Below are 15426 nucleotides of genomic sequence, written 5' to 3' on the forward strand. Positions count from 1 at the left end.
CTATGAAAAAAACTCTAATACTTTTACCTCTTTTGGCTGCTAATATTGTAATGGCCCAGCAAAAGAAAACGATCACCGGGAAAATAGAAGACGGAAACACTTCCCATATCATTACCGGTGCCTCTATAAAAATAGAGACTCAATCTGTCTCTACAAAAACAGAATTGGAAGGAATTATCGAAAGTGTATCAGTAGGTACAGTAACCGATAAGGACGGAAAATTTATATTGGAAATCCCTGAAGATACAAAATCTGTATTGGTAAGCTACCCGGGCTATGAGTCCCGAGTGATTCAACTTAATGAAGGGCAGACCAATTATACAATAAGACTGACTTCTGAAGTTACAGATAAAAATAAGATCCAGGAAGTTATCATCACCGGATATCAGAAAATTGAAAAACGTAAGCAGACCTCAGCAGTTTCTACCGTGAAAATGGATAATATCAGCCAGGCTGGTGTTGCCAGTGTAGACCAGATGCTGGCAGGGCAGATTGCGGGTGTGGTAGTAACTCCTGAAACAGGGGCTCCGGGAAGTCCCGCGAAGATCAGAATCAGAGGTACAGCTTCTCTTTCCGGTCCTCAGGATCCGCTATGGGTAATTGACGGTCTTCCGTTAGAAGGAAATGATGTTCCGAACTTTACCGATAAAGATAATATTGACCAGCTTCAAAACTTCTCTATTGCAGGGCTGAACCCTAACGATATTGAAGATATTACCATTCTTAAAGATGCAGCAGCAACAGCAATTTATGGGGCAAGAGCTGCAAATGGAGTAATCTCCATTACAACCAAAAAAGGAAAAAAAGGAAGTATGAAACTGAACTTTTCAGCAGATACTTTCATTACATCACGTCCTGATTTTGACAAACTGAATCTTCTGAACGCTTCCGAAAAAGTAGACCTGGAATTGATGCTTGCCAAGCGTGCAGACCTTACTTACCGTGCAGATAAAGGGGAAGTGATGAGAATTCTGACTCAGAACAGCCAGCTTGATGCTTTCAGAAACGGAGGTTTTGATGCGTTGAACTCATTCACACGCCAGCAAATCGATGGTTTAAGAAACAGCAATACAGACTGGGGTAAACTGTTGTACAGAAATGCCATCAACAAACAATATGGATTAAGTGTTTCCGGAGGAAGTGATCGTGCAGATTACTATTTCTCTCTGGGATACTATGATGAAGAAGGAACAACTATCGGTACAGGTTTTAAACGTTACAACCTGACTTTAAAAAATAATTATAAATTAAGCGATAAGTTAAATGCAGGAATCTCTATTTTTGGAACGCAAAGTGAACGTACATCTTTTGTAACGGATGCTGATGCTTCAATAAACCCTGTTAATTACTCAAGAAATGCCAATCCTTATCTGAAACCTTTCAATGCAGACGGAAGCTACAACTATGATAAAGATATGGATGGTTATGAGGATCGTTATGTTCCTTTCAATTTCCTTGAAGAAAGAGAAAATACAAACTATTCACTGAAAAACAACTCTTTGAAAGCGATTTTAGATTTAGAATATAAAGCTTCAAAAAGTTTAAGATTTACCTCTCAGTTAGGTCTTCAGTATGACACCAATAAAACAGAGAAATTTGCAGCGGAGAATACCTACTTCACCAGAAAAATGAGAGAAAATACCCGTTATTACAAAGACGGTAAATACAATTACTTTCTACCAGCTGGTGCTGTAAAACAAAACTGGGATAATGATTTCTTCCAGTATAACTGGAAATTGCAGGCGGCATATAGCACAAAGATCAACTCAAAACACGAAATTGATTTGATGGCAGGAACGGAAATCCGTAAAACAGAGGATAATACGACCATTACAAGAGCTTTTGGGTATGATCCAAAAACCAGAAGAGCTACGGCAATTGTTTTCCCGAATTCAGGTTTTGGGGCAGATAAAAGATATGAAACATACCGTGAGGCAGCTCCTATAGAGAATGCTTATGCTTCTATGTTTGCTACAGCATCTTACACCTACGATCAGAAATATACATTTTTCGGAAGTGTAAGATATGACGGAACTAACCTTTTTGGGGTGAATAAAAAATATAAATACCTTCCAATATGGGCCATTTCAGGATCATGGCTGGTGACGAAGGAAGACTTCATGAAAAATGTTTCTGCGGTATCTAACCTTAGACTGAGAGCGTCTTACGGTCTTCAGGGGAATATCGACAGAAATACATCGCCATTCTTTATTGGTGAATACAATGATGCGACGATTCTTCCGGGAATGAAAGAAGGAGTCATCAATGTGATCAGCCCGCCAAATGATAAATTGAGATGGGAAAAAACGACCAACACCAACGTTGGTCTTGATTTAGGATTGTTCAATAACCGTGTTAGCCTTACCGCTGATGTTTACAGCAGAAAAGGAACAGATATGATCAGTATGAGAGAAACTCCTCTTGAAACAGGGTTTGAATACACGATGATGAACTGGGGAAGCTTGACCAATAAAGGTTTTGAATTGGCAATATCTACCAGAAACATCAATCATGATAATTTCAAGTGGACTACTACAATCAACTTTGCACACAACAAGAGTAGAGTATTGAGCGAGCAGCCTCGTGAAAACGCTTTCCTTCCTTCAAGAGAAGGTCTGCCTGTAAATGCAGTTTTCGCTTTGAAAACGGCAGGAATGGATGAGCACGGAAACCCATTGTTCTGGAAAGGAGACCAAAAGATTTCCGCAGCAGAATTCTTTAAATTATATGATGTGTATGCAGATTTTCTTCCGGGACAGCTTGTGAATACAAAACTTTCAAACGCTGAGCTGAGAAGTCTATTTACGTATGTTGGAGATAGAGATCCGAAATTTACGGGAGGTATTATTAACACATTTAAGGTAAGTGATTTTGACCTTACTATCTCTGCAACATTCAATCTGAAGCAGACGGTAATGAGAACACCTTCTTACCGAGGCATGGATCTGGATAGAGGAAGAAACTATACAAGAGATATCTATGAAGCAGGAGGTTCGCTTCCGGGAATTACAAGTCCTGAAATGGATGCTAATCCGGACGGATGGATGGCGAATAAATGGTTTGCCAGCAATCGCTCAAGCGCATACAATCTGCTTGATGTATGGGCAAAAGAGATCAGCTATATCAGAATCAGCAGCATCCGTTTGGGGTATACACTTCCTAAAGAGTTTACAAATCCTATGGGGATCAGCAGTCTGAGACTGAGTGTTGAAGGACGTAACCTGTTTGTATTCAGTAACGGATATAGCGGATATTTCGATCCGGAAACGTATGGTAATATTTATGCACAGCCTATCACCAAGTCGGTGACTGTAGGATTTAATGTTTCTTTTTAAAACTTGAGAAAAATGAGAAAAATTACAACAATCATAGCGCTTGCCGCAATCAGCTTTATCAGTATCGGATGTGACAGGTTTTTAGATATTCAGCCAGAAGGAAAGGTTATTCCTGTTACCGCTGAAGATTACCGAAAAGTACTTACGTCAGCCTATTCAAAATATCCCGTTCACAAATCTCTGATAGCCCTTCGTACCGATGAAACAAGTATTGATGACAATGGAGTAGATTTTATTTCTTATCGTGAAATTGCGATGTGGAAGGATTCAAACTATGACTCTAACTCTGCGGAGCTTCCTTGGTTAAGCTTTTATAACGTGAACTTCTATCTGAATCAGATCATCAACGAAGGCAGCAAAACAATGCAGGATTCTCCAGAGAAGAGTCAGATTTTGGCAGAAGCGTATGCGCTTCGTGCTTATCTGTATTTTGATATGGTGAACTTATATGGGAAACCATACAATAATGCTACAGCTTCTACAGACAGAGGAGTTCCAATCAATCTTGAAATTGATCTTGAGGAGGTATTGAAGCCCTCTTCCGTGCAGGAAGTATACAATCAGGTTCATTCAGACCTTAAAAAAGCAGAAGATCTGATGGTAGAGCAGAAGCAGGCATTAGGAACAAGCTACAGATTCTCAAAGACAGCATTGTTGGCTTTTGAAGCAAGAACAGCTCTATATGAAGGAGACTGGAACAAAGCAGTAAACTATGCAGATCAGGTATTGGCGGTAAAAGGAGATTTGAGTAATTTGAATACAACAAGTACCCCGCCTAACCATTATGCTTCTCCAGAATCTATCATGGCGTTGGACAATACTTGGGATAACTCTATAAAGAACTTATCTTTTGCATCTCCGGAACTGATTTCTTCATACAATACTACTGCTGATAAAAGGTTTGGCATGTATTTTGAAAAAAATGGTAGTAAGTATAAAGTCATTAAAGGAGGAAGCTTAGAATTCAAAGTGTCCTTCAGAACAGCAGAGCAGTACTTTATAAAATCTGAAGCATTATTAAAGCTGAACAAACTGACTGAGGCTAAAGAAACACTTCTGAAAGTATTGAAAAACAGATATACTCCGGACGGGTATACTTCGGTACAAAATACAGTGTCTTCAATGGATTCTACAGCATTCATGAACTTTATCATGGATGAAAGATTCAGAGAATTTGCTTTGGAAGGACAAAGATGGTTTGACTTAAGAAGAGCAAATCAGAAAAAAATAAGCCATACAATAAGTGGCAAAGAATATATTCTTCAGCAGAATGATCCGAGATATACCATTGAATATCCGATGAGTGCGAAGAAGAATAACCCTAATCTATAGAACTTCATATCAAATTCAATACAGAGGAAACCGCTTGAACTTAATTGTTTTAGCGGTTTTTTTGTACTTTTGCACCGTTATGAAAATTGCCATTATAGAAGATGAGCTGCTGGCTGTGAATTATCTGAAAAATCTTTTGGATACACAGAGCATAGTCCCTGTTACAGAGGCTGTTATTCTTCGTTCCAAAAAACAGGCAATTGACTTTTTTGAGAAAGATTCTGTCGATCTTATCTTTATGGATATTCATCTTGGTGACGGGATGAGTCTGGAAATTTTCGAACATGTAGAACTTTTTACCCCCATTGTTTTCATTACTGCGTTTGATGAATATGCCATGAGAGTCTTCAGGCATTTTACAATCGATTATCTTCTGAAACCTTTCGAGGAAGAAGATCTGCATAAAGCTTTACATAAATTCATCTCCATAAGAAACAATTTTGACCCTGAGCCTGTGCTTAGGTCCATTTCTTCATTACGCCAGACAGAAGATGAGGTGATGAAGCGTTTTATGGTGAGAGAAGGGAATAAGCTTAAATCAATAGACGAGCATAATACCGCTTATTTTTTTGCATCGGGGAAATACCTTTTCCTTACCACAAAAGATCATCAGACCTATATTTACGATGATACCATCAAAGATATTATTCAGAAGTTGAATCCCGATATTTTCTTTAAAATAAACCGTAAGTTTATCATTAATAAAGAAGCCGTTTCTGAAATTATCAAACATTCCAGTCAGAAAGTAGAACTTAGGCTTTCTCCGGAACCGGAAGTGAATGCTGAGATTTTTATCAGTAAGATGCAGATTGCTGAATGCCTGAACTGGCTGAACAGTTGATTAGACTTATTTGAATCTGTATCATTATATAAACGCAAAGTTGATCTTCAATCGTCATATTGGTAAGTGTGCTAAGAAAACGATAAGTCGCTTATGAAGCCCTATAATTGTGCTCACGCTTAAAAGAATCAATGAAGTTGATTCCCTGCTTTGCTTCCTCAAAATTTAACCTTATATATTAAATCTTTGCGTTAATTTTTACTTTATACCTGCATTAATTCCCAAGAAATAAAACAACAAAAAAACCTCTAAAATGAATTAGAGGTTTTAAAGTGGTTTCTCCAGGAATCGAACCAGGGACACATGGATTTTCAATCCATTGCTCTACCAACTGAGCTAAGAAACCATTTATGTTTTTGTTTATTACTTCGTTGTTTTAAAGTGATGCAAAAGTATAACATTTTGTAATACCACGCAAGTATTTTGTTATATTTTTTTGAATAAATCTATTGCTATAGCTGGTTTTTGTATTCAATGTTCTGTTCATCAGTGTTTTGATATGCTTTACTTTTTTTATTTTTTCAGAAAATTATTTTTAACTGTTTATTGCAGATGTATTTTTAGGGGTAAAATTCAGTAAAGAATTTTCTATCAGCCCTAGAAGTAGTATAGTTCCCTGTAATTTATAGCTGAAGCATTTTTATCGGTACTGTCTCTGTAAAAAACCGCATTCCTGATAGAGAAGTTTGCCCAATTCACTGAGCTAAGAAGTCAATGTGAGTATTGCATGTACTTCGTTGTTTATAGCAGTTATGCTATACAATTAAAATTAGGCATAATAAAAAAGCCAGTTCTTATTTTAGGATAAGGAACTGGCTATTTTTTTTAGATTATAATATTAGGGGAGGGTTGTGAAATTGATGTTGGGAGCCTGCGTAGGTGCAGTAACGGAAAACTGTGAGCCGGGAGCAACAGTTGTATTAAAGAACCCTCCATTTTGCAAAAAGAAAGAATTACCGCTTGTTCCTCCCATTGCGTCTATTCTTTGTTGTGCATTATAAGTGTTATCTACACTAAACTTTGCTCCGGAAATAGATACCCAGTTACCATTTGAAGTTCTTGCCCATTGATTTTTAAACTGTGCCTTTCTGCCCTGATATCCATTTTCGGGATTGAAATTTTCAACGAAACTGTAGAAGCTTTTAAGATAAGTATTGGTTTGAGGTCTCTTCCAGCTGGCGATCAGTTTCCATGTTGTAGCATCCGGAGATAAAAACCAGGCTGTAAAATCTGTTTTTCCAGTTCCATCAGGTTCTCCTTTTAATAAGAACTTATAGGTTTTTCCTGCGCTCCAGTTGTATTTATAATAGCTTTGTCCGCCAGAACCCTCATTGCCAAATTCTCCTATCGTTACTCCGGTACCTGCTCTGTTCAGAACAATTTTATGATCAGGAGGAATGTTATTGGGATTATCCGTATCAAAAGGGCTCCATACAGAGAATAGAATTCTTCTTTCTGTAGCAGAGTTCACCTGCATTCCAAAATAGCCAGTACTAAAGCCATTGGCCATAAAATAAGAGCCAATCTTATCTTCTCCCACAGGAACTGTTACCTCGTTGTAATAATAGCTAACATTACTAGTGGTTGGAATTATATAATTCAGGTGGCAGGAAGGTCCTCTGCGTGCCCAATAATAGTAAGAAGGATCATTGCTGTACACATTAGTTCCTGTAGAAGCTGCTCCACCGAAAGTAACATCTGTGACATCTGCAAAGTAACCACCGGTTTTAGAAACACCCTGAAGATCTACTTTTACATAACCTGGAGTGGAAACAGTAAAATCTCCAACAGTATACTCCTTATACGTAGATCCTGTTAAAGTAACATTCTTGGATTTACTGCCTATAGTTACTTTTACAACACTTTTACCCGAAGGAACAGAGGCTTTTAATCCGATGCTTAATGTTCCCGTATTACTCACTCTGAAATAGGTGCTGATAACACTATTGGAGTTCGTCCAGTTACCTAAGTTACTTGAGGTAATAACCTCGTTGGCTCCCAAAGGTTTTACTGTTAAAAAAGAATTACCGGCAACCGGCACACTGAAGGAGTTTGCTTTCTTTAAAGCGGAGATGTTTTTTTGTGTTGCAGCGGTGTCCTCTGCTGCCATAGTGCTTTCTGCACATGATTGAAAAATGAGCATAGCAGCAATACCCCAAAAAGTATTGGCTAGTAATTTTACTTTCATAATTGTGTTTTTCATTAATTTTATCTGGCTAAATTAAGTTTTATCTGTTAAATAAAAAAAAATAATTCTCATAATTTTGATTGTTTTTCATGCTAAATAGAATTGTTTTTCTATTTTTTTGATGGATAATAAACAAAAAATTAAATCACGAAAAGATTTAAAAATTTAAAAGAGAAAGGAAGAAAACGATCTAAATCAAAAATGAAGTTTGTAGAGAGTGTTTATAGCAGGCTTTATTGTGTTACTCACTTATTTTTGATGTTGTAATTGGAGATATGACAATTATTCAGGCTCCGGTTGGAGAGAAAGGAAACAGAATGACTTGGAGAAAATATATAGAAACTAGATAATTTACAACTTTTAAGTAGATTACTAAGACCCTTATACTTTTTCATGTGTTCTGAGAAAATTTTTGCACAACCGTATTACGATTTGATAGTATTATTTGCAGACCCTTGCAAAGCTAATCATGACCATTTTTTATTAAGTATCTAGATCATAAATAAATAATTATATTAGTGACAAGTTTAACAAAATACGGATATAGTATTTTTTTTACGAAATTCTTATATCTTTTGTTTCGTAAAGAATAATGTTAAGCTTCATTTTGTACAAACCAAAACCGAAAAATATTAATTAAAAAAAACTATGAACTCAACCGAAGTAATAAATCATACAAAATGGTTTTCGAAATTTTCATTATCTTTTTTAGCAATTGTTGGTACTATAAATACTGCTCTTTTTATAATCTCACCTCTTTTACCCTATAAAATTTCACAATTTATACTCCCTGCCGGATTTTTTGCATTAGGCTTAGCAATACTATTCTCAATTGGTTTTTCTTTTTATTGGCACAAAAAAGAAAATAATGGAACTTTTAATTCTATAAAATATATTTCTTGGCTTTCAACATTGTTGCGTTATTGGATTGCATTTCTACTGTTAGATTTTGGCTTTCAAAAAATATTTGAAGTTAATTTTAATTATTCATATCATATAAGTGATTCTTTATCAGGTGCATTAACAGGTCCGGAGTTAACCTGGAAGTACTATGGATTTTCTTACGGACTTGCTGTAATTGTAGCGTTTTTTCAAATCATTGGTAGTATTCTTTTGTTATTTAAACGTACAACTTTATTAGGGATTACAATACTTTTACCTGTAATGCTGAATATTGTTTTGATTAATATTTTTTATAATATTGGACCAATTACATTATTTACATCAATCCTAATAACATTAGGCTTAGTTAATCTGTTTTTACAGCAAAAAGTTAATATAATAAACTTCTTTAATCAATACAAAAATAGACTACCATCAATTGGTAATAATTTTTCACGCTCAATCGCTCGTGTGTTATGTATTCTAATTCCTTTATTGTTTGTTATCTACTATAATTATGACGTTCACCTTTCAAAAAAATATTTTGGAAAATGGAAAGTCACGTCGATGTCACGTAATGGAAAATTGGTTAAAGACAATGAATGGCAAGAAGATACTTTGGCTTGGAAAACAATTTATATTGAAGAAAGAGGAAAAATGTATTATTGCCCAAATCCATTTATGTATGTGGATAGTACTTCAATATTTATGAAATATCATTACGATGATAAAAAACAGAATTTTAAGGTTATATCTTACGAAAAGAATCCGACTAAACCTGATACAATTCCTGTTCAGATTAACAATTTTAGAAATAATTCAATGCAATGGAAGATGATTTTTTACAAGGATACTATTCAAATGAATTTAAAGAGAGAAAATTTTTAACTTACACGCTTTCTGGAAAAGTGTTACTGATGTTGTTCACTGTTCATAATTACAATTTTGTGTAATCATATTTGAAGTAATAGGCCTCTTTTATCGGTTGGCTATAACCCCATCAATTTTAATATAAATACGATATTTTGTTATATTACTTTTTGAACCCACTAGTCAAGATGTTCAAATTTTGAATAGGTCTGCTTTGATAGTGGGTAGGGTGGGGAAATTTGCTGAGTATACAAATTTTAGTGGGGAAGCATTAAATGTGAGAAAAGTGTTGCTTGTAAAAAACAAAAAAACCTCTAAAATGAATTAGAGGTTTTAAAGTGGTTTCTCCAGGAATCGAACCAGGGACACATGGATTTTCAATCCATTGCTCTACCAACTGAGCTAAGAAACCATTATATTTTTGTTTGACTTACTTCGTTGTTTTAAAGTGATGCAAAAGTAGCAAGTTTTAGTATACAAAGCAAGTAGTCATCGTACTTTTTTGAATAAAATTAAAAACTTACTGATTATCAGCCGGATTATTTTCCTGCTCCTTTCTGATCTGTTCGCTCATCTCTTCCAATACCGGTTTTATCGTGTTTTCTGGAAGATCACTGATTCGGATATACATCAATCCATCGATCGCATCATTGAAGTTAGGGTCAACGTTGAAAGCAATTACTTTAGCATTTTGTTTGATGTATTTCTTGATCAAAACAGGAAGTCTCAATTCCGGTTCAAGGTCATCGATAATCTTGTCCAGCTTATTAAGGTCAGATTCCATTTCCTCAAAGAAAATGTTTTTGTCCCTGTCACGAAGCTTTACTTTATATTCATTCCTTGGAGTGATATATTGAGCTACTGCAGAATCAAAATAATTGGAACGCATAAATTCGATCATCAGAGATTTTGAGAACTCCGAGAACTTATTGGAGATACTCACACCACCCATCAGGAACTTATGATCAGGATTTCTCAGACATACATGTACAATTCCTCTCCATAAAAGGAAAAGAGGAAGAGGTTTCTGCTGATACTCCTGGCAGATATAGGCACGGCCCATTTCAATCACTTTTTTGAAGAAAGGATGAATGTCCTGCTCAAACTCAAATAAAGAGCTTGTATAGAAGCCTTTGATGCCATATTTTTTCATTACCTCTCTACCAAGTGCCATTCTGTAAGCACCGGCCAGCTTTTTCTCACCATTGTCCCAAAGGAATAAGTGGTGGTAATGTTTGTCATATTCATCAAGGTCAAACGGAAGGTTACTTCCTTCACCTACCGCACGGAAAGTAAGCTCTCTCTGACGTCCGATTTCCCTCATAATAGAAGGAATTTCTTCGTATGTCGTGAAGTAGATCTCATAATTTCCGTTACTGAACAACATTTTATCTGTTCCTCTCAGCTTATCAACATCTTTTATGATATCTTCCACAGGAGTTTCATCAATAATATTCTGAACGATATTTTCTTCCTTCAACAAAGGAAATTTTACGGATAAATTCTGAAGATTGATGCTTTGAGCAAGGGATTTTCTCTTTTCGTAGTAAGATTTCATCATATACACCTTACGCTTCAGAAATTCGCCCAATTCCTCAATCGTTTCCATTTCGTCCATGGCCTTTACAGTGATCTGTCGTCCGATTCTGATTCTGATAGGTTTTTCCCTGTCATTCATCATTTCAGCAGGAAGCATCAAAGTCTGTAAATTCGGATGAAGCTTAGCCACCTGATAAAAAAGTCGGCTGTTCTTAGCATGGAAATACATAGGAACTACCGGTACTTTAGCCATTCTGATAAGCTTAAGTGCCGTTTTTTCCCATTCTTTATCTAAAATTTCTCCGTAAGGATTGTTTTTGTTGGAAACTTCTCCCGCCGGAAAAATACCTACACAGCCACCGTTTTGCAAATGCTTGAGAGTTTCACGCATTCCTGAAGAGCTGCTGTAAGCTTCTTTTCTACCTTCAAAAGGGTTTACTGCGATTACATACGGTTCCATAGGTTTGATCTTTTCCAAAAGGAAATTTCCCATCACCTTAAAATCCGGACGAACCTCAGATAAGACCTTGCACATCAGAATCCCGTCAATAGCACCCAGCGGATGATTGGAAACCAGTATAAATGGTCCCGTTTTGGGAATCTTTGCCAAGTCTTCTTCAAAAGCTACATAACTTAGGTTTCTTTCTCTTACAAATGAGTCGAAAAAGTCTTTGCCTTCCTTGTCTTTTAGTTTATCGTATAATTTATTTACTTCGTTTATTTTAGCAATGCTCATCACAGCAGATGCTACTGGGTTCTTTAGAAACCCAATTTTGTTTAAGCCGGAAGCTTTGATCAGATCGTTTTTCGAAATTAAACTCATGTGTGTTTAGTCGCAATTAATATTATTGTGTTACCATTTGAAGAGTATTCTTGGAAATTTGTTCCAATAATACATTTTTTTCATGGTAAAATTTATCAATGTGATCCATCTTCGCATTTCTTACTGTGAATAAAGATACATTTTTAATTGTTTCGGTTTTAAAAATTTTTTGAAGCTCTTCTTCGAGTTCTTCAATATGATTAAACTTATCTTCAAGGCACAATGCCAGGGAGATTGCAGTATTCTGCATCAGGGAAACTTTGATCTTATATTTAGATAAATATCCGAAAATTAAGCTCATATGATCTTCTGCAATAAAAGAGAAGTCTCTGGTAGAGATTTTCAAAAGATCCTGATTTTCTTTTAAAATATAAGATTCTTCGTTTTGGTTTTTCTCGGAAGCACCTACTTTTGTTCCTTCTTTAGTGGGATCTACGAAAGATTTTACATAAAAAGGAATGCTTTTTTGCTGTAGGGGCTGTAATGTTTTCGGGTGAATAACGCTTGCCCCGTAATAAGCCATTTCAATAGCCTCTTCATAAGAAATATTAGAAAGAAGCGTTACATCATTGAATTTTCTTGGATCTCCGGTCATTACTCCCGGTACATCTTTCCAGATGGTCATAGCTTCAGCATTTAAGCAGTAAGCAAAAATAGCCGCAGAGTAGTCAGATCCCTCTCTTCCTAACGTCACCGTAAAATTATTGTCGTCGGAACCTATGAACCCCTGGGTTACATAGCAGATTTCAGGATTAAGATTGGAAATGAATTCTTCAGTTCTTGTCCAGTCTACGGTACCCTCTCTGTATGAATTATCCGTTTTAATATAATCTCTGGCATCTAACCATTGATTGGTAAACTGGATTTCATTCAGGTATTCACTCAATATTTTAGTAGAAATCATTTCTCCACAGCTTACTACCTGATCGTATACGAAACTGTAGTTAGGAGATTTATTTCTTCTTAAAAAAGAATCAATATCATCAAAAAAGATATTGATTTCAGCGAAAACCGCATGGTTTTCAGGGAAAAGTCCTTCCGCAATCTCAATGTGTTTTCGTTTTATCTTTTCAATCTCAGTTTGATAGTTATCCTTTTTGAAATAAAGTTCTACAACTTTTTCCAATTCATTCGTGGTCTTGCCCATTGCTGAAATTATCAGCAAGCATTTGGCAAATCCCTGGCTTTTTAGAACCATAGACACGTTTTTCACACTCTCAGCATCTTTTACTGATGCTCCACCAAACTTGAAAATTTTCATTAAATTGTTAAAAATAAAATTGTTAGATAAAAAATTACATGAGTTTTTTACGGACGTCAAAATTATAAATTTACAACGAGATATGAAATAGCCTAGCGAAATGATAGAATTAAGATTTCCTTAAAATCAATAATTGTTGAAATAATCTGATTTTTCATAGGTCTGTGATAGCAAATTCGGGGACCCTATTTTTTGTAACTGCTTCATATAATGTTGCATTTGTCTTGTATTGTATTGAGATACAGTAGGTAACCTCTTTTGTAATTAAATTTCCTTAATGCGATAAATTTTCCGAAATTTGAGCAAAACGTAAAAAGAAAAATATGTCAAATCAACCATTACAGACTTTAGGAGAATTTCTTATAGATAAGCAGGACGATTTTCAGTATTCTACAGGTGAATTCTCTCGTCTTCTGAGTGCCATAAGATTGGCTTCGAAAGTGGTAAACAGAGAAGTAAATAAAGCCGGAATTGTAGATATAACAGGAGCTGCCGGAAATCAGAATATTCAGGGTGAAGAACAGCAGAAATTGGATGTAATCGCTAATGAAATTTTTATTACGGCTTTGTCTCAAAGAGAGGTTGTTTGTGGTATTGCTTCTGAAGAAAATGATGATTTTATTGATATTAAATGTGGAGAAAACGGTCATTTAAGTAAATATGTTGTACTTATCGATCCGTTGGACGGATCTTCCAATATTGATGTCAATGTTTCTGTAGGAACCATTTTTTCTATTTACAGAAGAGTTACAGAACCTGGAACTCCCGTACAGTTAGAAGACTTTTTACAAAAAGGAATCAATCAGATTGCTGCAGGATATGTTATTTACGGTTCTTCTACAATGATTGTTTATACTACCGGAAACGGAGTGAATGGATTCACGCTGGATCCTTCTTTGGGAACTTATTATCTTTCTCATCCTAATATGACTTTCCCAAGAACAGGTAAAATCTATTCTATCAACGAAGGAAATTATATCAAATTTCCTCAGGGGGTAAAAAATTACCTTAAGTACTGCCAGATGGAAGAAGGAGATCGTCCTTATACATCAAGATACATCGGTTCTTTGGTAGCAGACTTCCATAGAAACATGCTGAAAGGAGGAATTTATATCTATCCTTCTTATTCACAGGCTCCGAATGGTAAATTAAGATTGTTATACGAATGTAATCCAATGGCATTCCTTGCAGAACAGGCAGGAGGAAAAGCAACAGACGGATTCAGAAGAATTCTTGAAATAGAACCTACAGAACTTCACCAGAGAATTCCGTTTTTCTGTGGAAGTATAGAAATGGTAGAGAAAGCAGAAGAATTTATGCGTATCGACAGCGTAAAATAAATGGAAGCAACTTATTTAAAATATTTATTACAGTTTAAACGCCCGAGTGGAACATCTCGCGGCGTTTTGCTTGATAAGGAAACCTTTATCCTGACTATCTCAAAAGATGGAAGAAAAGGAGTAGGTGAGTGTGCTATTTTCAGAGGACTGAGTTTCGATGACAGACCTGACTATGAAGAAAAACTAAAGTGGCTTTGTGAAAATATAGATCAGGACACTTCTTTTTTGAAAGAAGAGTTGAAGGAGTTTCCATCAATTTGGTTTGGTTATGAACAAGCTGTTCTGAATCTTAAATATGGAGACAGCCTTTATTTTCCAAGTGAGTTTACCGAAGGAAAATCTGCTATTACCATCAACGGTCTGATATGGATGGGAGAGGTAGGATACATGGAAGAACAGATTCAGGAGAAGCTGGAAAAAGGATTTCATTGCATTAAATTGAAAATCGGTGTCGATTGGAAATCAGAACATGTTATTCTTCAGAAGTTAAGAGAAAAATTCTCCAAAGACCAGCTGGAGCTTCGTGTAGATGCCAACGGAGGATTCAGTAAAGATGAAGCCGTTATCGTTTTGCAACAGCTTGCAGATCTTCACATTCATTCCATTGAGCAGCCTATCAAAGCCGGAAACTGGAATGATATGGCAGAATTGTGTGCCAACACACCCACTCCAATTGCATTAGATGAAGAGTTGATAGGGATTATTGATCTTGAAGAAAAGAAAAAGCTTTTAGAAAAAATACAACCCCAATATATCATTCTGAAGCCAGCATTGGTAGGAGGATTTTCCGGTTCGGATGAATGGATTTCCCTTGCTGAAAATCAGAATATAGACTGGTGGATTACTTCCGCGTTGGAAAGTAATATTGGCTTGAATGCTATTGCTCAATATACATTTACAAAAAAAAGCCCAATGCCTCAAGGTTTGGGCACTGGAGCTTTATTTGTCAATAATTTTGAATCTGATCTGGAACTCAGAAATGAGCTGCTATGGTTCAAAATATAACTGAGAAGAG

At 35.9% G+C, this 15426-nt stretch carries 9 protein-coding genes and 2 tRNA genes; 6 read left to right on the plus strand and 5 right to left on the minus strand.

Going from position 1 to position 15426, the window contains the following annotated elements; translation table 11 throughout:
- Window positions 1–2: 2 nt before the first annotated feature.
- From LF886_RS07685 to LF886_RS07695, 3 genes are all read left to right on the plus strand, one after another.
- Window positions 3–3335 carry a SusC/RagA family TonB-linked outer membrane protein gene (locus LF886_RS07685; protein WP_236853592.1) on the plus strand — a complete coding sequence of 1111 codons (3333 nt, stop codon included), beginning with the start codon at window positions 3–5 and terminating at the stop codon, window positions 3333–3335.
- Window positions 3336–3347: 12 nt separating this feature from the next.
- Window positions 3348–4667 (plus strand): RagB/SusD family nutrient uptake outer membrane protein, encoded by a 1320-nt coding sequence (locus tag LF886_RS07690; protein WP_236853593.1) that lies wholly within the window; start codon window positions 3348–3350, stop codon window positions 4665–4667.
- A 79-nt stretch (window positions 4668–4746) separates the two neighbouring features.
- Entirely contained in the window at window positions 4747–5508 is a 762-nt protein-coding gene (locus LF886_RS07695) for a LytR/AlgR family response regulator transcription factor (protein WP_236853594.1), read from the plus strand.
- A gap of 273 nt (window positions 5509–5781) precedes the next feature.
- Here the strand turns inward: LF886_RS07695 and LF886_RS07700 are convergent.
- Window positions 5782–5854: transfer RNA gene (locus LF886_RS07700), tRNA-Phe, on the minus strand.
- 492 nt (window positions 5855–6346) lie between these two features.
- Window positions 6347–7711, minus strand: a complete 1365-nt coding sequence (locus LF886_RS07705; RefSeq protein ID WP_236853595.1) for a DUF3472 domain-containing protein — start codon at window positions 7709–7711, stop codon at window positions 6347–6349.
- Between the two features lie 633 nt (window positions 7712–8344).
- Here LF886_RS07705 and LF886_RS07710 point away from each other — a divergent pair.
- Window positions 8345–9466 carry a hypothetical protein gene (locus tag LF886_RS07710; protein ID WP_236853596.1) on the plus strand — a complete coding sequence of 374 codons (1122 nt, stop codon included), beginning with the start codon at window positions 8345–8347 and terminating at the stop codon, window positions 9464–9466.
- Between the two features lie 321 nt (window positions 9467–9787).
- Here LF886_RS07710 and LF886_RS07715 read toward each other — a convergent pair.
- The 3 genes from LF886_RS07715 to LF886_RS07725 form a co-directional block, all read right to left on the minus strand.
- Window positions 9788–9860 (minus strand) — tRNA-Phe (locus LF886_RS07715).
- A 108-nt stretch (window positions 9861–9968) separates the two neighbouring features.
- Window positions 9969–11810: a lysophospholipid acyltransferase family protein gene (locus tag LF886_RS07720; protein ID WP_124534040.1), complete on the minus strand. Its 1842-nt coding sequence runs from the start codon at window positions 11808–11810 to the stop codon at window positions 9969–9971.
- A gap of 22 nt (window positions 11811–11832) precedes the next feature.
- Window positions 11833–13071 carry an aspartate kinase gene (locus LF886_RS07725; protein WP_236853597.1) on the minus strand — a complete coding sequence of 413 codons (1239 nt, stop codon included), beginning with the start codon at window positions 13069–13071 and terminating at the stop codon, window positions 11833–11835.
- 323 nt (window positions 13072–13394) lie between these two features.
- Here LF886_RS07725 and fbp point away from each other — a divergent pair, with 323 nt between their 5' ends.
- Window positions 13395–14411, plus strand: a complete 1017-nt coding sequence (fbp, locus tag LF886_RS07730) for a class 1 fructose-bisphosphatase (protein WP_109737937.1) — start codon at window positions 13395–13397, stop codon at window positions 14409–14411.
- On the plus strand, window positions 14412–15416 hold the full coding sequence (locus tag LF886_RS07735; RefSeq protein ID WP_236853598.1) for an o-succinylbenzoate synthase: 1005 nt from the start codon (window positions 14412–14414) through the stop codon (window positions 15414–15416).
- Window positions 15417–15426: the final 10 nt, after the last annotated feature.

It is taken from the genome of Chryseobacterium sp. MEBOG07, from assembly GCF_021869745.1.
Lineage (GTDB): Bacteria > Bacteroidota > Bacteroidia > Flavobacteriales > Weeksellaceae > Chryseobacterium > Chryseobacterium viscerum.